Raw genomic sequence first — 19686 nt, forward strand, 5'->3', positions numbered from 1 at the left:
AAAAAGATATATGAAAATTAATTGCCAGAATAAAATCATCATCTTACTAGTACTGTTTGTTGTGCAGCTTTCGTTTTCGCAAAAGAAGAATGAAACAATCGGTACAGAGACAGTAAACGTAGTAAAGCCTTATTCGCCAACGATTTCAGATGCTTTCAAAGTAAAGGAGACGCCTTCGCTTGACGATAGCGGAAATCAGCCCAAAGAAACTATAAAGTACAGTATTTTATCTGTTCCGGTAGCCTCTACCTTTACGCCTTCAAAAGGAAAAGCAGAAGGTGTTGAGAAATCTAAAAAAGAAAAATTATTTAATAATTATGCTACGTTAGGAGTAGGGAATTACGGAACTTTAAACGCTGAATTGTTTGTCAATCAGGATTTAGGAAACAACGATTATGTGGCAGGTATGTTTCGTCACCATTCTTCTCAGGGAGGAATTAAAGGTGTAGAATTAAACGATGAGTTTTATGATACAGCATTGAATGTGGGATATGGGGTAAACAATCGTGATATGTCATGGAATGTCGATTTGGGCTATCAGAATCAATTGTACAACTGGTACGGTTTACCGGCTGATTTCGGGTCAACTTTAACAGGACAAATGCGTGATGATTTAATAAGAGGAATTAATCCAAATCATTCGTACAATACCATTTCTTTAGGCGGTAACGTAGCTTTTACGGAAGGTGTTTTCAGTAAGATTTCGACTAAGTTTACGCATTTTTCAGATAGTTTTTCGTCATCAGAAAACCGTTTTCATGTAAAACCTTCTTTTAAGGTAGATATAATGGATCAGGCTATCAATACCAATATTATTGTAGATCACGTAAGCGGATCTTTTGAACATAATTATGCGTATGATAATACAAAGCCCTTGAAATACAGTCTGACTAATTTTGGAATTGAACCAAGCTTTGTAATGTTAGAAAATGATTGGACACTGGAGTTGGGAGCAGGCTTGTTTTATGGCTTGGATTCTGAAAACAGCGGAAACAAATTTTATATTTATCCTAAAGTAAATGCTTCCTACAAGTTGGTAGGAGATTTGATGATTTTTTATACAGGAGTAAATGGAGGTTTAAATCAAAACTCCTATGCTGATTTTGTGACTGAAAATCCGTTTTTATCTCCAACACTTTTAGTGAAACCTACCAACAATCAATATACTGTTTTTGCGGGTTTAAAAGGAAAGTTGGCCAACAATGTTAGTTACAATCTTACCGGTTCTTATTTGAATGAAAAAGATAAAGCACTATACAGAAGCAACGATTACACAGAAGATTTTTCTAATCAAAATTATGGTTTTGGAAACTCTTTTGGAGTGATTTATGATGATATCAGAACCTTCCGTTTTTATGGGGAATTAAAAGCTGATTTTTCTCAAAATGTTTCTTTCGGAATCAATGGAACCTTCAACAGTTACAAATATGACGGTATAGAAGCATGGAATTTGCCTTCTATGAAATTGAGTTCTAATCTGGATGTAAATATCACCAAACAATGGTATGCAGGACTGAATGTTTTCTTTGTAGGAGAACGAAAAGACATGCAGTCGAATCTAAGCTTAGGAACCGATCCGGTGATTACAACACTAAAAAGCTATTTTGATGCCAATGCTCATCTGGGGTATAAATACAACGAGCGTTTGACTTGTTTTCTGAAATTGAATAATATAGGGAATCAGGCCTATGAAAAATGGCTGAATTATCCGGTACAAGGATTCCAGGTAGTAGTTGGAGCAAACTACAAATTTGATTTTTAAATTTTTTTTAACCGCAAAGCACGCAAAGATTTTTATTTTGCGTTACACAGATAAAACACAAAGTTCGCAAAGCTATTTCAACATAAAGCTTTGCGAACTTTGCATTTGCTAAGCGCGATTCATGATAAAAACTTTTGCGTGCTTTGCGATTCAATAGACAGATAATTAAAATAATTAAGATGAAAATTAAACTCAGACAAGAAAATCAAAACGATCACAAAAGTGTTTTTGACCTCATTGAGAAAGCTTTTGAAAAAGAAGAATATAGTGACCATAAAGAACAGTTTTTGGTTGAAAGGTTAAGAAAATCGGATGCTTTTATTCCGGAATTATCTATGGTTGCCGAAGTAGAGAATGAAATCGCAGGACATATTTTATTGACGAAATTAGAAATTAAAAACGATACAGCATCTTTTGAATCTTTGGCATTGGCTCCTGTTTCAGTATTACCAAAATTTCAAGGAAAGGGAATTGGTTCGAAGCTTATCGTGCACGCCCATGAAGTCGCGAAAGAATTAGGATATAAATCAGTGATCTTATTAGGACATCCCGATTATTATCCGAGATTTGGTTATGAACTTTGTGAAAAATACCATATCGAAATGCCTTTCGATGTTCCGGCAGAAAATTGCATGGTGATTCCTTTAACCGAAAATGGATTGTCAGGAGTAAGCGGAAAAGTAGTTTATCCAACGGCTTTCTTTGAATAAAAAATAAAACAAAGAGAAAAAACCTTTGCAGCTAAGAACTTCATAACGTTTTTATTTTCAATGGTTTATGTGAATAATAGGTCTAGTTTTTAGAAAATATTCGAGAGATAAAAGTATATAAAGTTTTTAAGCCACGAATTCACGAATATTTTTTCGTGAATTTATGGCTATCTTTTTTGAGACTGTATAAAACCTTTGCACCTTTGTAACTTAGAACCTCAGTACCTCCAAAAAAACTCATTTCATTAAAAGAGCTGTATAATGACAGAAGTATTTAAAATTCTTGAAACCTATAAAACACAATATGAAAATCCTATTACTCTCGATAAGGGTGAGATTGTAAAATTAGGAGAAGAGGAAACAGAAGAAAAGTGGAAAGGGTGGATTTGGGCAGATAACGGAATTAATGGAGGCTGGGTACCCATTCAGATACTTGAAATTTCTAAGGATAATAAAGAGGCTAAAGTTTTAGAATATTACACTGCAAAAGAACTCGACGTTGACAAAGGCGATGAGATCCTAAAAATTAAAAGTTTGAACGGCTGGTCATGGGTAAGAAAAATGATAAGTAATGATGAAGGATGGATTCCTGATGAAATAATAGGTTAAGCGTATTTTTTTTCATTTCTAATTTTAACCTTTGCATCTTTGCAACTCAGAACCTCAGTACCTCAAAAAAAATGACTTTCAAACAAAAAATACATACACATTACCAGCAAATGGTTCAGGATCGAATTGATGTTTTTAGAGACATGATTTCGGCTCTGACCGAAGATTCTAAAAACGATGCCAAAGGTTCTGCCGGAGACAAGCATGAAACCGCTTTGTCGATGATGCATATTGAGCAGGAAAAATTAACGAATAAATTGAAAGAAGCAATAACTCAAAAAGCAGTTTTAGACAAAATTGATGCTTCAAAAACAACCGAAAATATCATTTCGGGAAGTTTGGTAAAAGCCAACGGAATCTTTTTGTATGTAAGTGTGGCACTTCCTAAAATTAATATTGAAGGTACAAATGTTATTGCACTTTCACCTCAATCTCCTTTGGGAGCACACTTGATGGGAAATAAAGTGGGGTTTACTTTTGAAATTAACAGCACAAAATATTTAATTCAGGAAGTTAATTAAATGGATTATTTGAGTTTAATATGCAGCTTCTCTTTGTTTGGGGCTGCTTTTTTTTGCTTAATTTTTTAAATCTAAATGTGTTGTTCCTCCGGAACTTTGCTTTGATGATTTTTTTTCAACGGATTAAAATCCGTTGCTACAATATGTATCGAGCCTTAGGCTCTCGTACATCACTCTTTTGTAACTTCGTTCAGATGATTTTTTTTCAACAGATTAAAAATTTCTGTTTAGATATGTGTAGAACTTAAGGTTTTTATGCAAAAGTTCCGAAGGAACGCTTTATTTTGTAACGACGGATTTCAATCCGTCGAAAAGGTGTAAACGCGAGTCATAAGTTCCGTAGGAACGATCCGTTGTTGCAATATATGTAAAGATCAAGGATTTTATATACAAGTTCCGGAGGAACGGTTTATCTTGTAGCAACGGATTTTAATCCGTTAAAGAGGCATGAATACCAATCAATATAAAGTTTATCAATCTTTAGATAATTTCTCCCTAAACTTCGGGATTGATTGAAACAATAATTTCAGAATAGTATTTATTCTTCTCTTTGAGAATCTGTTAATGATTCTGATGTTTGCTGTGATTTAATTTAAATATTTCTCTGTTCGTTTGCTTTTTTTTCTTTTATGAAGCTCGAAATTGAAATTTTTAAGTTTAGACCTTTTTTTTATACTTAAATTTTATATTTTATATGTAAAAATTCATTTTTAGTTTTAAATTGTAATTGAAACTACTATATGTGTTTTTCAATTGTAACTGATATCGCATCTTTGCTTCATCAAATTAAAATTTTATAATTAAAAATATATAGTTATGTGTGGAATCGTATGCGCCTTTGATCTGAAGCAAAAAGCTGAGACTTTAAGACCTCAGGTCTTGGAAATGTCTAAAATTATCCGTCACCGCGGACCGGACTGGAGCGGAATATATAGTAATGATAAGGCAATTTTATCACACGAGCGTCTGGCGATTGTAGATCCGGCCTCAGGAAAACAGCCATTATTTACGGAAGATAAAAAACTGGTTTTGGCTGCAAACGGTGAAATTTATAACCACAGAGAATTACGTAAACAATTTCAGGGAAAATACAACTTTCAGACCGAAAGTGACTGTGAAGTAATCCTCGCACTTTACAGAGAAAAAGGACCTCATTTTGTAGATGAAATGAATGGAATCTTTGGATTTGCAATCTATGATGTAGAGAAAGATGAGTATTTTATAGCTCGTGATCACATGGGAATTATTCCATTGTACATTGGCTGGGATCAACACGGAACGTTCTATGTTGCTTCTGAATTAAAAGCCCTGGAAGGGTACTGTACAAAAATCCAACTGTTTCCTCCGGGACATTATATGACCAGTAAAGATGGCGAATTTGTACAATGGTACAAAAGAGACTGGACAGAATATGAAGCAGTAAAAGACAATGAAACCAGTATTCCTGAAATCAAAAAAGCGCTTGAAGCAGCAGTTCACAGACAATTAATGAGTGATGTTCCTTACGGAGTTTTACTTTCAGGAGGTTTAGATTCATCTATTACTTCAGCTGTAGCCAAAAAATTTGCACAAAAACGTATCGAGTCAGATGATACGACAGATGCGTGGTATCCGCAATTGCACTCTTTTTCAGTTGGTTTAGAAGGATCACCTGATTTGGCAGCAGCGCAGGTTGTAGCAAAACATATCGGAACCATTCACCATGAAATTAAATTTACCATTCAGGAAGGATTGGACGCTGTTCGTGACGTGATTTATAACTTAGAAACTTATGACGTAACAACCGTCAGAGCCTCGACACCAATGTGGTTAATGGCGAGAGTGATCAAATCAATGGGAATCAAAATGGTATTGTCAGGAGAAGGAGCAGACGAATTGTTCGGAGGGTATCTGTATTTCCATAAAGCACCAAACGCGAGAGAATTCCACGAAGAAAACGTTCGTAAATTAGGGAAACTGCACATGTACGATTGTTTACGTGCCAATAAGAGTTTAGCGGCCTGGGGAATTGAAGGACGTGTTCCGTTTTTGGATAAAGAATTTATGGATGTTGCCATGAGAATCAACCCACAGGATAAAATGATCAACAAAGAGCATCCAATGGAAAAATGGGTCGTTCGTAAAGCATTTGAAGACATGTTGCCTGAAAGTGTTGCCTGGAGACAAAAAGAACAATTTTCAGACGGTGTTGGATACAGTTGGATTGATACTTTGAAAGAAGTGGTAGCCCAAGAAGTTTCAGACGAACAATTGGCCAATGCAAAGTATAAATTCCCATTGCAGACACCAACGTCTAAAGAAGAGTATTACTACCGTTCTATTTTTGCGGAACATTTTCCAAGTGACGCGGCTGCATTATGTGTACCTCAGGAAGCAAGTGTAGCGTGTAGTACAAAAATTGCTTTAGAATGGGATGAGGCTTTCAAAAACATGAACGATCCTTCAGGAAGAGCTGTAGCGAGTGTTCATGATGATGCATACGTGAAAGCATAAGCAAGTATTTTTAGAATTAGTATATATATATTTCCGAAAGACGTTCTCAGTACTGGGGACGTTTTTCTTGTCTTTGAATGTTAAATTGTATAATTTCAGTTAGTTAAAAGTTTTTTTAAGCAATGATCTGATTTTACTTTTTTATATTTGGCATTTGCTGAAATAAAAATGGTAAGAACTAAAAATGTAGCTGAATAAGTACATAAAATTCAGAAATAATATTTAGCTTAGCCAAACATTAGAAAAAGATTAAATATTGGATTAACGTATTTAATGTTTAAAAGAATAAAGAGAATAATAAAAAAATATAGAACAGTATGTCTGGATTATTAGCTGTTATAGGTAAAGGTAAAGACCCGCAACTCGTAAAAGAACTTTCTGCAAGAATGTCGCATCGTGGTCCTGATGAAAGTGATTTACATATTATGGAAAATGGCAGTATCATTTGCCATGAAAGTTTGTCGATTATTGATTTAAAATCTGGTAAGCAGCCTATTCAGGGAACGAACAAGGCCTGGATGGTGCATGATGGAGAGATTTACAACTATCAGGAACTAAAAGACACAGTCTTAAAAGGGCATACCTTCAGAACAAAATCAGATTCAGAAGTTATCGTGCATTTGTACGAAGAACTTGGGCATAAGTTTTGTCATATGCTGGATGGTGATTTTGCTTTTGTAATTGTTGATGGAGATAATTATATAGCAGCCAGAGATGCAGTTGGTGTAAAACCATTGTATTATGGACTGGATGAGAGAGGGAGAATTTATTTCTCATCAGAAATGAAGTCCATTTCAGATCAGTGCAAATCCTTTTCAACTTTTCCTCCGGGGCACTATTATACAGGGAAAACCGGTTTTGTAAAATACTACAATCCCGAATATGAAGACCACTCCAAAGCCAATCAAAAATTAGATTTAGATTTAATTCGGAATACTTTAATTGAAGCAACCCGTAAACGTTTAATGAGCGAAGTTCCTGTGGGAGTATTACTTTCAGGAGGATTAGATTCTTCATTAACGTCAGCGATTGCTGCGCGATTATTGAAAGAAAACGGAGAAAAACTGCATTCGTTTTCTATCGGATTAGATGCTGATGCACCTGATAATAAAGCGGCAAGATCTGCGGCAGCATTTTTAGGGACGGAACATCACGAAATCTATTTTACAGTTGAAGAAGGAATTGAGGTTTTAGAAAAAGTAATTTATCATATTGAAACTTATGATATTATCTCGGTACGATCAGGAGTGCCATTGTATTTGTTGTCAAAGGTAATTGCTGATAAAGGAATTAAAGTAATTCTTTCCGGTGAAGGTGCCGATGAGGTTTTTGGAGGTCATTTGTATTTTAGAAATGCACCATCAGCAGAGGAATTTCAGGATGAAACTATCGAAAGAGTACAAAAATTGTTTACTGCTGATTTACTGCGTGCCGATAAAATACCAATGGCACATGGACTAGAAGCGAGAATTCCGTTTTTGGATAAAGAATTTTTAGAGGCGTCAATCCGAATCAAAACCATAGAAAAACAACCCAAAACATACGATGGAATTGAAAAATACATTTTGAGAAAAGCTTTTGATACACCAGAGGATCCTTATTTGCCAGAGGAAGTTTTATGGAGGCAGAAAGAACAGTTTTCGGATGGAGTGGGATACAACTGGGTAGATGAATTGATTGAATTCTGCGCGGGACAGGTTTCAGACGAACAGCTTGCAGGAGCAAGTGCAGAATTTCCGTATAATTCACCAACAACTAAGGAAGCTTATCTGTACAGATCGATTTTTCATAAATTCTATCCACAAGTTAGTTCAGCACAAACCGTTAGAAAATGGATACCGAAATGGCAGGAAAATCAGGATCCGAGCGGAAGAGCTAATGCAGCGCACGTCAAAGCAGGTGTTGAAGCTTCGAGAGCAGGAATTGTTGCTTAAAGTATGAAAGGAGCGCTGCTTCTTAATAGATGGAACACAATCATTATTGAAAATAAGTTTTAAAAAATCCGGAAAGACATGTCAAATGTAGTTCCGGATTTTTTTATGATTTGAAAGAAGAAAAACTTTTAGTTACCAAAACTCAAATTCCAAAACCCGAAACTTTAAACTTTAAACTTGAAACCCGAAACCTGAAACCCGAAACCTGAAAATTTAAGATCTGAATCCTTGAACATTTCTAAAAACTAAGTTAATTGTCGCTCTTTGTGTTTAGGAAAAATATTATATTTGGTTACCATTAATAACTAACCATTTTAAACTTTATCTATGAGAAACTTATTGCTTAGCAGTGTTTTGTGCTGCTCACTAGCTTCATTAAGTCCGGTGTATGCACAAAAAACTGACCTGCCAAAATATATTAAAAATGTCGAAGGAGTAAAAGAATATTCTCTGAATAACGGATTGAAAGTGCTCTTGATTCCGGATGCTTCCCAAAGTAATATGGTGGTAAATATTGTCTACAATGTCGGCTCTAGAAACGAAGGTTACGGAGAGAAAGGGATGGCTCACTTATTGGAGCATATGCTTTTTAAGAGTACCAAAAATTTAGGGGACATTAAAAAAATGCTTTCTGAAAAAGGAGGCGCTGCTAATGGTACAACCTGGCTGGATCGTACCAATTATTATGAAGTTTTTCCATCGAATGATGAAAATCTGAAATGGAGTATTGAAATGGAAGCAGACCGAATGATCAATGCGACTATTTTACAGACCGATTTAGATAAAGAATTTTCTGTAGTTAGAAACGAGTTCGAAATAGGAGAAAACAACCCTGATGGTGTTTTACAGGAAAGAATACTTTCTTCAGCTTATTTGTGGCACAATTACGGAAAAAGTACCATTGGAAGTAAAGAAGATATTGAACGCGTAAAAGCAAACAGATTAAGAGTTTTCTATGAGAAATATTATCAGCCGGATAATTCAACCTTGATAATTGCCGGAAAATTTGATGAGAAAAAAGCACTGCAGTATGTAGGTCAATATTTTGGAAGTATTGCAAAACCTAAAAGAGTTTTGGATAAAACGTATACGATAGAGCCGGCACAAGATGGCGAAAAGTACGTGGAGCTGAAAAGAGCCGGAGACAGTAAAAATATCGGAGCATTGTATCACACCGCAGCCTATGCAGATAAAGACTATGCAGCAATTGATGCTTTGGGTGAAATTTTAACAGCCGATCCGTCGGGTTATTTGTACAAATCATTGGTAGAAACTCAAAAGATTTCCAGTATTTATTATTGGCAGCCAACCACCAGAGATGCCAGTTTTGTGTATTTTGGAGTAGCTGTTCCTAATGATAAAGACGTTGTAGCAACAAAAGAACTGGTAAGAGCCGAACTGGATAAAATTGGATCAACCCAATACACGGATGAAGATGTAAGCAGAGCAAAAGCTAAGATTATTAAGCAAATTGAAGGGGTTAAAAATAATACCATTTCTTTTGCTATAAATCTTACCGAAATTGTGGGGGCAGGCGATTACAGATTAGGTTTCCTGTATAGAGATGCAATCGAAAAACTTACAAAAGAAGACATACAAAGAGTTGCGGAAAAGTATTTTAAAAGTAACAACAGAACTGTCGGAGTATTTATTCCTTCAAAAGACGAACAAAGAGTTAAACCGGTCGAATATACTGACGAGCAATTAGCGGCTTTTACTAAAGACTACAAAGGAAAAGCACTTGAAAAAGAAGCGGCTCCGTTTGAAACTTCTATTAAGAATCTGAAACAAAATTTTGTTGAAGGAAAGCTAAGTAATGGTGCTAAGTATGGCTTGATTAAAAAAGAAATTAAAGGAGGAAAAGTTCAGGCAGCGTTTAAATTTCCGGTAAGTAATGAAAAGGATTTGTCCGGAAAATCAGATGTTGGTGCCATTTTGGCTCAATTGTTAAAGACCGGTACCACCACCCGTACAAAAGAACAAATTACTGATCGTTTAGATCTTCTGAAATCAAGTTTATCATTTGGTTTTTCAGGACAAACATTAACGGTAAGTGTCAGCACCTATAAAGAAAGTTTTAAGGAAGTAATGGAAATCTTAGGAGATTTATTGACTAATGCTACTTTTCCGCAAAATGAGTTAACCAAAACAATCAGTGAATACAATACCTACTTAGAATCGAATTTAAATGACCCTAATTCTTTGGCCTTTATTGAAGTTTCAAGACAAACCTCTAAATATCCAAAAGAGAGTATTTTCTACACTGCGACCGTTCAGGAACAAATTGATGCTTACAAAAAGATAAAACAGCCGGAACTTATTGATTTCTATAAAAACATTTTAGGGGGAAATAATGGAGTAGGGACTGTAGTGGGAGATTTAGAAGCCAAATCTACAGCTCAGATTTTAGAGAGTACTTTTGGTAAATGGAATTCCAAATCAAAATATGAAAGAGCAATACCTACTTATTTTGAAACACAGAAAGCCGATAAAGAGTATATTACTCCTGATAAAGAAAATGCGGTTGCTGTGGGTAAAATCAGTTTTAAAATGACTCAGAAAGATGCTGATTATCCTGCTTTTGTGATGGCCAATGAAATGTTAGGAAACGGAGGTTTTCTAAGCGCAAGAATACCGATGCGATTGAGAGAAAAAGAAGGAATCAGCTATGGAGCAGGATCGTTCGTAAATGTACCCATCACCAATGATGTTTCGTATTGGGCTTATTACGCATTTTTAAATCCAACGAAGAAAAATGCCGTTGAGATTGCGGCAAAAGAAGAAATTGCAAAAGCATTAAAAGAGGGCTTCACAGCAGAAGAGTTAAAATCAAATCTTGTGAGCTGGCTTAATGAAAGAAAAACCCGATTGGGAGATGACGGAACTTTAATGGATTTGACGAATACTTATCTGCAATACGGAGTTCCTTTGGAAGATTATGATACTCTTGAAGCTAAAGTTAAAGCCTTGAAAATCGAAGAGGTAAATGCGGTTGCGAAAAAGTACTTAAGTTTAGATAAAATGACTTCTGTTTATGTTGGAGATTTTAATAAAAAACAATAAAGATTAGAAAAATCAATTTAAAAAATCCAAATTCCATTTTCAAGGAGTTTTAAATTCATAGAAACCGAAATGCATTTTATAATGTTATTTCGGTTTTTTTATACGGTTTAAAAAATAGGCGTTTTGTAATTTAGGCTCTATAAAAGCAATTGATTTTTTGTTGCATTCTAAATTTTTCGAATTTGGAATTTAAGGAAATTGGAATTTAAGTCTTCTTTTAAGCATATTTTTAGGTTTTTCAGACAATTGTGTTGATAACTTAAGTGCTTTAAATCGGAATTTTATGAGTATATAATTTGCGTTTTTATATATTTGCGTGTTAGACAATAAATACATTTTTAGAATAAATTATATGAGCGAAGAAATCAAGAAGAACAATTATTCAGCAGATAGTATTCAGGCATTAGAAGGAATGGAGCACGTAAGAATGCGTCCATCGATGTATATTGGAGATGTGGGAGTTCGAGGGCTTCATCATTTGGTTTATGAAGTTGTAGATAACTCTATTGATGAGGCGATGGGAGGGCATTGTGATACCATTGGTGTTGCCATAAACGAAGACGGATCAGTAACAGTTGAGGATAATGGTCGTGGTATTCCGGTTGATTTACATAAAAAAGAAGGCGTTTCGGCACTTGAAGTTGTAATGACTAAAATTGGAGCCGGAGGTAAATTTGATAAAGATTCTTATAAGGTTTCCGGAGGTTTGCACGGAGTAGGGGTTTCGGTTGTAAATGCCCTTTCTGTCCATATGAAATCTACCGTTTTTAGAGAAGGGAAAATCTACGAACAAGAGTACGAAAGAGGTAAATCATTGTATCCGGTAAAACAAATCGGAGAAACAGAAAAAAGAGGTACACGTCAGACTTTTTACCCTGATAATACCATCTTTACGCAAACTACAGAGTTTTCTTATGATACTTTATCTGCTCGTATGCGTGAGCTTTCTTTCCTGAACAAAGGAATTACAATCACCTTTACAGATAAAAGAGAAGTAAATGAAAAAGGAGAATTCAGAACCGAAGTTTTTCATTCTACAGAAGGACTAAAAGAGTATATTCGTTACTTAGACGGTAACCGCGAGCCAATTGTTTCGCATGTAATTAGTATGGATCATGATAAAGGAGAAATTCCGGTTGAAGTGGCGCTGATTTACAATACAAGTTATACAGAAAATATTTTCTCTTACGTAAATAATATCAATACACACGAAGGAGGAACGCATTTACAAGGTTTTAGAAGTGGTTTAACAAGAACCCTTAAAAAATATGCTGATGCATCCGGAATGTTGGATAAGTTGAAATTCGAAATTGCGGGAGATGATTTCCGCGAGGGATTAACTGCTATTATTTCGGTAAAAGTTGCAGAGCCTCAATTCGAAGGTCAGACCAAAACAAAGTTAGGGAACAGAGAGGTAGTTTCTCCGGTTTCTCAGGCTGTTGGAGAGATGTTGGAGAATTATCTGGAAGAAAATCCAAATGACGCCAGAGTCATTATTCAAAAAGTAATTTTGGCTGCTCAGGCACGTCACGCGGCTAAAAAAGCCCGTGAAATGGTACAGCGTAAAACCGTTATGGGCGGTGGTGGATTACCAGGAAAACTTTCAGATTGTTCCGAGCAGGATCCTGCAAGATGTGAGGTTTACCTTGTCGAGGGAGACTCGGCGGGTGGAACGGCTAAACAAGGTCGTGACAGGAACTTTCAGGCAATTTTACCCTTACGTGGTAAGATTTTGAATGTGGAGAAAGCGATGCACCATAAAGTATTCGAAAACGAAGAGATTCGAAATATCTTTACTGCTTTAGGGGTAACAGTTGGTACTGCAGAAGACAGTAAAGCTTTAAATATTGAAAAATTAAGATACCACAAGGTAATCATCATGTGTGATGCGGATGTCGATGGTAGTCACATCTCTACCTTAATATTAACATTCTTCTTCCGTTTCATGAAAGAATTGATCGAAGAAGGTCACGTTTATATCGCTGCACCGCCTTTATACTTAGTTAAAAAAGGAAACAAAAAAGAATATGCGTGGAATGATGTTCAGCGCGATCAGGCCAACGAGAGAATGGGTGGAAGCGCCGCAATTCAGCGTTATAAAGGTCTTGGAGAGATGAACGCGGAGCAATTGTGGGAAACAACAATGGATCCGAATTTCAGAACTCTGCGTCAGGTAACCATTGATAGTTTGGCTGAAGCTGACAGAGTTTTCTCTATGTTAATGGGAGATGAAGTTCCGCCGCGTAGAGAATTTATCGAGAAAAATGCAGTTTACGCTAATATCGATGCGTAATAAATTTTAACCATCAATTCGTTTAATTGTTTAAATTTACTTAAACGATTAAACGAATTGTCGATTTATCAAACAAACAAATTAATTAATAACCGATAAAGTATAAAATATGAAAGTTACCATTGTAGGAGCAGGAAATGTTGGAGCTACCTGTGCAGATGTTATTTCTTATAGAGGAATTGCAAGCGAAGTAGTGTTGTTGGATATTAAAGAAGGTTTTGCCGAAGGGAAAGCGTTGGATATTATGCAATGTGCCACAAATACAGGTTTTAATACCAAAGTATCTGGGGTGACCAATGATTATTCTAAAACTGCCGGAAGTGATGTAGTAGTTATTACATCTGGAATTCCAAGAAAACCAGGAATGACCCGTGAAGAATTAATAGGTATAAATGCAGGAATTGTAAAAACAGTTACCGAAAACGTACTAAAATATTCTCCGGATACTATTATAGTTGTAGTTTCTAATCCAATGGATACGATGACGTATTTGGCATTGAAATCGACCGGAGTACCAAAAAACAGAATTATTGGTATGGGTGGAGCGTTAGACAGTTCTCGTTTCAGAACCTATCTTTCACTAGCTTTAGATAAACCAGCAAACGATATCTCGGCAATGGTTATTGGAGGGCATGGTGATACTACTATGATTCCATTAACCCGTCTGGCCTCTTACAACGGAATTCCGGTAACTGAATTTCTTTCAGAAGAAGTATTACAAAAAGTGGCTGCCGATACTATGGTGGGTGGAGCAACACTTACAGGTCTTTTGGGAACATCAGCATGGTATGCGCCGGGAGCTTCTGTGGCTTATTTGGTAGATAGTATTTTGAATGATCAGAAAAAAATGATCGCCTGCTCTGTTTTTGTGGAAGGAGAGTATGGACAAAATGATATCTGTATAGGTGTACCTTGTATAATTGGTAAAAATGGAGTCGAAGAAATATTAGACATTCAGTTAAACGATCATGAAAAAGCCTTATTTGCGAAAAGCGCAGATGCGGTGAGAAGCATGAATGACGCTTTAAAATCGATTTTAGTATAACAAATTTCGTAAAAAGAGGAAAAGGCTGCACTTTTGCAGTCTTTTTTTTGAGATTAATTAATAAATAAATTGGTTAATCTTTTCGTTAATTATATATTTGCTCGGGTTAAAAAAAATGTTGTAATTCGTGATCTTGATTTTTTAGTGCTAAAAAATCATATCAGGGCTTATTCTATGGGACTTTAAAACAAAAACAAACAATAAAAAATAATTAATTTTTAGTAATAATGCAGAATAAAGGACTTATTAAATTTTTCGCAATTCTATTTGCATTGGTAAGTATTTACCAACTCTCGTTCACTTTTGTGGCCAATAGTGTCAAAAGTGAAGCTAAAGCTTTTGCAGGAGATAATCCTGATAAAGAATTAAAATACTTAGATTCTATTGGAAAAGAAAAAGTGTTAAACCTTGGTTTTACTGATTTTACTTATAACGAAGTAAAAAACAAACAACTTAATAAAGGTCTTGACTTAGAAGGAGGAATCAACGTGATTCTTCAAATTTCTGTTAAAGACGTTTTGAAAGGATTAGCCAACAATTCTAAAAATCCGGTATTTAATAAATCATTAGCTGATGCAACTGCAAATTTAGAAGGAAACAAAACCTATTTAAATAAGTTCTTTGAAGCTTTTGAGGCTAACTCAAAAGGATCAGTAAAATTGGCTTCACCTGATATTTTTGCAAACAGAAGTTTACAAGGAGAAGGTGGTGTAGATTTTCAAATGTCTGATGCACAAGTTCAAAAAGTAATTAAGAAAAAAGTTGACGAATCTATCGAAAGTGCTTACAAAGTACTTAGAGAGCGTATCGACAAATTTGGTGTAACGCAACCAAACATCCAAAAATTAGGAGAAACAGGAAGAATCTTAGTAGAGCTTCCAGGGGCTAAGGATGTAGATAGGATTAAGAAATTATTAGGAGGAAAAGCTCAATTAGAGTTTTGGGAAACTTTTAAAATCGAAGAAATTGGTAACTTCTTAGTAGCTTCTAACGAAGCTTTAAAAAAGACTGAAGTTAAAGTAAAAGAAACTAAAGCTGTTGCTAAAGATTCATTGAATGCATTGTTAACGGATAATGCTAAAGATTCAGTTGATACTAAAAAAGGAAACAATCCATTATTTGACAAAATGTTAGGTCAGGGTGGTGGACCAGTTTTAGGATATTTTGCTCCTAAAGATACTGCAGCTGTAAATGCTTACTTTAAAAGAGCAGATATCAGAGTTTTATTGGGTGCTGACCAACACAATGCAAAATTTGTTTGGAGTAAACCAACTACAATTAAAGACGCAAAAGGAAAAGATATTGAAGCAGTTGAATTATATGCTTTAAAAGGAAACAGAGACAATGTTCCTGCGATGAGCGGTGGAGTTGTTACAGATGCAAAAGATACTTTTGACCAATTAGGAAAACCAGCTGTTTCTATGCAAATGAACAGCCAGGGAGCTAAAGTTTGGGAAGAATTAACGGGAAGAGCTTTCTCTCAAAAAGGATACATTGCTATCGTTTTAGATAATATTGTTTACTCTGCACCAGGTGTTACAAGCGGACCAATTGCCGGAGGTAGATCTGAGATCACGGGATCTTTTGATGTTGCTGAAACTAAAGATTTAGCTAACGTATTAAATGCAGGTAAATTACCGGCTTCTGCAGATATTATTCAGTCAACAGTTGTAGGACCATCTTTAGGTCAGGCAGCAATTGATGCAGGTACAATTTCTTCTGTATTAGGATTCTTATTAGTTTGTTTATGGATGGTATTCTATTATGGTAAAGCGGGTTGGTATGCTAACCTTGCGTTATTATTAAACTTACTTTTCCTTTTCGGAATTATGGCAAGTTTTGGTTTTGTATTGACATTACCAGGTATTGCAGGTATCGTATTAACATTAGGTACTGCGGTAGATGCGAACATTATTATATTTGAAAGAGCAAAAGAAGAATTACGTGAAGGTAAATCATTGTCTGATGCGGTTGTAGCTTCTTACGGATGGCACGGAGCAATGCGTTCTATTATTGATGCAAACGTAACGCACGTTTTAACTGGAGCAATCTTGTTTATTTTTGGTACAGGACCAATTAAAGGTTTTGCATTGACATTATTGATTGGTATCGTAACTTCATTGTTTACATCTATCTTTATCGCAAGAATTTTTATTGACAGAAACATTGCTGGAAAAGGAGATTTAACTTTCTCTACAAGTGTTACTAAAAACTGGTTTACAAACTTCCACTTTGACTTTATTAAAATCAAAAAATTCACATACATCTTCTCTTCAATTGTAGTAGTTGTGAGTTTAGTTTCTATCTTTTTCGTAAATGGATTAGATGAAGGTGTTGATTTTGTTGGAGGAAGAACATTCCAGGTGAAATTTGAAAAACCTGTTGATGCTACTGTAGTATCAGATGAATTGTCTGCTGCTTTTGGTACTCCGGTTGAGGCGAAAATTTTAGGTGATGACGATCAGTTGAAAATCACAACTAAATATAAAATTAAAGAAGACGGTGTAGCTATCGATGAAGAAGTGAACCAAATTTTATACAAGTCGTTAACGAAATATTTCCCTAACACTTCTTACGAAAAATTCATCAACTCATTTGATGGTAAAAAGATTGGGGTTGTACAGCAATCTAAAGTTGGAGCTTCTATTTCTGAGGATATCAAAACGAACTCTTACTGGGCTGTATTAGGTGCAATGGCGGTTATTTTCTTATACTTAATGATCTCTTTCCGTAAATGGCAATATTCATTAGGTGCGATTGCAGCGGTAGCACACGACGTTATCTTTGTATTAGGAATCTACTCTTTATGCTACAAATTCATGCCTTTCCACATGGAAATGGATCAGCACTTTATTGCGGCTATCCTTACCGTAATTGGTTACTCTATGAACGATACTGTAATTGTATTTGACAGAATTAGAGAGTTCATCATCGGAAACCGTAAAGGAAGTTTTGAAGATATCGTAAACGCTTCTATTAACACTACATTATCAAGAACGTTGAATACATCATTAATGATGATCATCGTATTGTTAACGATGTTTATCTTTGGTGGAGAATCTATCAGAGGATTTATCTTTGCCATGTTAATTGGTATCGTAGTGGGAACTTATTCGTCATTATTTATCGCTACACCGGTATTGGTTGACACGATTTCAAGTGATGATAAACACACAATCGAAGACAAGCACAATAAAGCATAATCAAATGCTTAAGATATAGAAAAAAGATCCAGTGAAAGCTGGATCTTTTTTTTGTGTTATATTAGACTAATAAAAAAAGTATTTATGGGTAGGAAATTACTATTGATTCTAATTGTTGTTTTTAGCGTGTTTAAAGCCTTAGGACAAACTAAAAACGAAAAGCTGGCCATAGGAATCAATTATGGTTTTGGGAGCGAGTTTAATAATAGAAATTACACGTATACCAATCATTTTTATAAAGTAGAATTGCGTTATCGGCTTAATGAATCAAAGCATTTTAAATATGAGGTTTTAGTTCAGCCGGAAGTTAATTTTGGAAGACATCAATTGATAAATTTTTACTTTGTAAAGCCGGACAGACCTGATTATCTTGAAAAGAGGGAAGAATATACGAAGTTGAAGGAGGTGCATGAGTATGTGTTGAATCTTGGTTTTTTGGTCAGGAAACCAATTGGAAAAGTTTTCTCTGTTTATGCTTCAGGAAGTATTGGGCCAATGATTACCGATACAGAAACAGAAAGAATGTCTAAAGGTTTTGCTTTTGCAGATGTTTTTGCGATGGGTTTTTCGGTTAAAATGAATCGCTTACAGCTGGATGCCCGCGGTAACATTCGGCACGTTTCAAATGGAGGACTAAATGCTGAAAATGCGGGATATAATACCAGAAATATTGAATTGGGTATTTCGTATTTCCTGTAAATAAAAACGAATTAATGAAATTGGAATTTGCGCTGAAAGAGCTATGACAATAGTATAGTGCGTAGCACTGTGAATGATGATGGCAATTATGAGTTACGCCCTGAAAGGGCAAAAGCCTGATGGCAAAGAAAAGCATCCGGCATATTTTGTATGAGATTCTCTAAGAATGTGGATGTTTTTTTTGTTGAGATTTAGGGGCGACAATTGCTTTTGCTCTTTCAGGGCAGTTTTACATCCTAATCTAACTTATAGTGCTTCGTACTATGTTTTTGTTTTTAGGACTTTCAGTTCTATTCTCTTTCAACTTTTGTTTCTGATCCAAAAAAAAGCGTCCGATAAATTGAATTATCGGACGCTTTTTTATAGTTTTTTATCGAATGGATTAAGATTCTGCTAAAGGATTTCTTTGCGCTCTAATGACGAAGAAAAGTCCAATAATGATAAACGGAATACTTAGCCATTGTCCGGTAGAAAAAAGACCTAATTCATTTTCAAATCCGCCCTGACTTTCTTTTACAAATTCTACCACAAAACGTACTGCAAATAAGAGTACCAGAAACAGTCCGAATAGTAATCCTGATTTTAATCTTGCGTTCGTTTTCCAGTATAAGAAAAACAAAATCGCAAAAACAAATACATAGCTGATAGCTTCGTATAATTGTGTTGGATGTTTTGCGGGAACCTGAGCCAGTAAATCAGCAAATTTAGGATCTGTTGCGATAGCGGTATACGCAGCTTTAGGATCTGCGATTTGAGTAGCGTTTACCGCTTCGTTTTTACTGAACTGATCGTGTAAAAAACGAATTCCAAAGGCAGATTTTGTTTCATGTCCGATGATCTCAGAATTGAAAAAATTCCCTAAACGAACAAAAATAGCCCCACTGGCAACCGGAATTACAACACGGTCTAAAATCCATAATAATGGACGTTTCAAAATCTTTTTGCTGTAATAGTACATGGCAGCAATGATGGCAATAGCTGCGCCATGACTGGCTAATCCCTGAAATCCGGTAAATTCAAATTTAGGCTCGAATCTAACAGGTAAGAATATCTCAAGTAAATGATTTCTGAAATATTCCCAATCGTAAAATAAAACATGTCCTAATCGGGCACCTATTAACGTAGCTAAAACAGTCCAGACAAATAAAGAGTCTAACTTGTCGATAGATTCGTTTTCGCGTTCAAAGATTTTTTTCATTAAAAACCACCCTAGTCCGAAAGCAATTACGAACATTAAACTGTAATAACGAATCATAAAAAATCCTAGATCGATTCCTTCTGAAGGATTCCAAACGATATTTAGGGGCTGTGTCATGTGCTGTTGTTTTTTGTATTTTGTAAAAATAGATATTTA

12 protein-coding genes are annotated in these 19686 nt (G+C 35.4%); 11 read left to right on the top strand and 1 reads right to left on the bottom strand.

Annotated features, from left to right (window positions below; translation table 11 throughout):
* The first annotated feature begins 10 nt into the window (after positions 1-10).
* From LNQ34_RS15110 to LNQ34_RS15160, 11 genes are all read left to right on the top strand, one after another.
* Complete coding sequence (locus tag LNQ34_RS15110) at positions 11-1762, top strand: TonB-dependent receptor (RefSeq protein ID WP_230000329.1); 1752 nt, start codon at positions 11-13, stop codon at positions 1760-1762.
* Positions 1763-1941: 179 nt separating this feature from the next.
* Complete coding sequence (locus LNQ34_RS15115) at positions 1942-2472, top strand: GNAT family N-acetyltransferase (RefSeq protein WP_230000330.1); 531 nt, start codon at positions 1942-1944, stop codon at positions 2470-2472.
* 261 nt (positions 2473-2733) lie between these two features.
* Positions 2734-3081, top strand: coding sequence for an SH3 domain-containing protein (locus tag LNQ34_RS15120; protein ID WP_202704367.1), 348 nt, complete (start codon positions 2734-2736; stop codon positions 3079-3081).
* A gap of 71 nt (positions 3082-3152) precedes the next feature.
* Positions 3153-3602 carry a hypothetical protein gene (locus LNQ34_RS15125; RefSeq protein WP_230000331.1) on the top strand — a complete coding sequence of 150 codons (450 nt, stop codon included), beginning with the start codon at positions 3153-3155 and terminating at the stop codon, positions 3600-3602.
* An 816-nt stretch (positions 3603-4418) separates the two neighbouring features.
* On the top strand, positions 4419-6095 hold the full coding sequence (gene asnB / locus LNQ34_RS15130; protein WP_202704365.1) for an asparagine synthase B: 1677 nt from the start codon (positions 4419-4421) through the stop codon (positions 6093-6095).
* Positions 6096-6412: 317 nt separating this feature from the next.
* On the top strand, positions 6413-8029 hold the full coding sequence (asnB, locus tag LNQ34_RS15135; protein ID WP_230000332.1) for an asparagine synthase B: 1617 nt from the start codon (positions 6413-6415) through the stop codon (positions 8027-8029).
* A gap of 327 nt (positions 8030-8356) precedes the next feature.
* Positions 8357-11092 carry a M16 family metallopeptidase gene (locus LNQ34_RS15140; protein ID WP_202702799.1) on the top strand — a complete coding sequence of 912 codons (2736 nt, stop codon included), beginning with the start codon at positions 8357-8359 and terminating at the stop codon, positions 11090-11092.
* 352 nt (positions 11093-11444) lie between these two features.
* Positions 11445-13385 carry a DNA topoisomerase (ATP-hydrolyzing) subunit B gene (gyrB, locus tag LNQ34_RS15145; protein WP_202702800.1) on the top strand — a complete coding sequence of 647 codons (1941 nt, stop codon included), beginning with the start codon at positions 11445-11447 and terminating at the stop codon, positions 13383-13385.
* A 109-nt stretch (positions 13386-13494) separates the two neighbouring features.
* On the top strand, positions 13495-14430 hold the full coding sequence (gene mdh, locus LNQ34_RS15150; protein WP_202702801.1) for a malate dehydrogenase: 936 nt from the start codon (positions 13495-13497) through the stop codon (positions 14428-14430).
* A gap of 227 nt (positions 14431-14657) precedes the next feature.
* The gene (secDF, locus tag LNQ34_RS15155; protein WP_230000333.1) at positions 14658-17633 is read left to right on the top strand and encodes a protein translocase subunit SecDF; all 2976 of its coding nucleotides are present in this window, start codon (positions 14658-14660) and stop codon (positions 17631-17633) included.
* An 84-nt stretch (positions 17634-17717) separates the two neighbouring features.
* On the top strand, positions 17718-18332 hold the full coding sequence (locus LNQ34_RS15160; RefSeq protein WP_202702803.1) for an acyloxyacyl hydrolase: 615 nt from the start codon (positions 17718-17720) through the stop codon (positions 18330-18332).
* Between the two features lie 382 nt (positions 18333-18714).
* On the opposite strand, the gene lgt is transcribed toward LNQ34_RS15160, so the two are convergent.
* Positions 18715-19647, bottom strand: coding sequence for a prolipoprotein diacylglyceryl transferase (gene lgt, locus LNQ34_RS15165; RefSeq protein ID WP_202702804.1), 933 nt, complete (start codon positions 19645-19647; stop codon positions 18715-18717).
* Between the last annotated feature and the right edge of the window lie 39 nt (positions 19648-19686).

Source organism: Flavobacterium lipolyticum (assembly GCF_020905335.1).
In the GTDB taxonomy this organism is placed as follows: Bacteria; Bacteroidota; Bacteroidia; order Flavobacteriales; family Flavobacteriaceae; genus Flavobacterium; species Flavobacterium lipolyticum.

Bases quoted from the DNA above. Each gene is read 5' to 3' on its own strand.
- LNQ34_RS15110 (WP_230000329.1), top strand. From the start codon at position 11: ATGAAAATTAATTGCCAGAATAAAATCATCATCTTACTAGTACTGTTT.
- LNQ34_RS15115 (WP_230000330.1), top strand. From the start codon at position 1,942: ATGAAAATTAAACTCAGACAAGAAAATCAAAACGATCACAAAAGTGTT.
- LNQ34_RS15120 (WP_202704367.1), top strand. From the start codon at position 2,734: ATGACAGAAGTATTTAAAATTCTTGAAACCTATAAAACACAATATGAA.
- LNQ34_RS15125 (WP_230000331.1), top strand. From the start codon at position 3,153: ATGACTTTCAAACAAAAAATACATACACATTACCAGCAAATGGTTCAG.
- asnB (WP_202704365.1), top strand. From the start codon at position 4,419: ATGTGTGGAATCGTATGCGCCTTTGATCTGAAGCAAAAAGCTGAGACT.
- asnB (WP_230000332.1), top strand. From the start codon at position 6,413: ATGTCTGGATTATTAGCTGTTATAGGTAAAGGTAAAGACCCGCAACTC.
- LNQ34_RS15140 (WP_202702799.1), top strand. From the start codon at position 8,357: ATGAGAAACTTATTGCTTAGCAGTGTTTTGTGCTGCTCACTAGCTTCA.
- gyrB (WP_202702800.1), top strand. From the start codon at position 11,445: ATGAGCGAAGAAATCAAGAAGAACAATTATTCAGCAGATAGTATTCAG.
- mdh (WP_202702801.1), top strand. From the start codon at position 13,495: ATGAAAGTTACCATTGTAGGAGCAGGAAATGTTGGAGCTACCTGTGCA.
- secDF (WP_230000333.1), top strand. From the start codon at position 14,658: ATGCAGAATAAAGGACTTATTAAATTTTTCGCAATTCTATTTGCATTG.
- LNQ34_RS15160 (WP_202702803.1), top strand. From the start codon at position 17,718: ATGGGTAGGAAATTACTATTGATTCTAATTGTTGTTTTTAGCGTGTTT.
- lgt (WP_202702804.1), bottom strand. From the start codon at position 19,647: ATGACACAGCCCCTAAATATCGTTTGGAATCCTTCAGAAGGAATCGAT.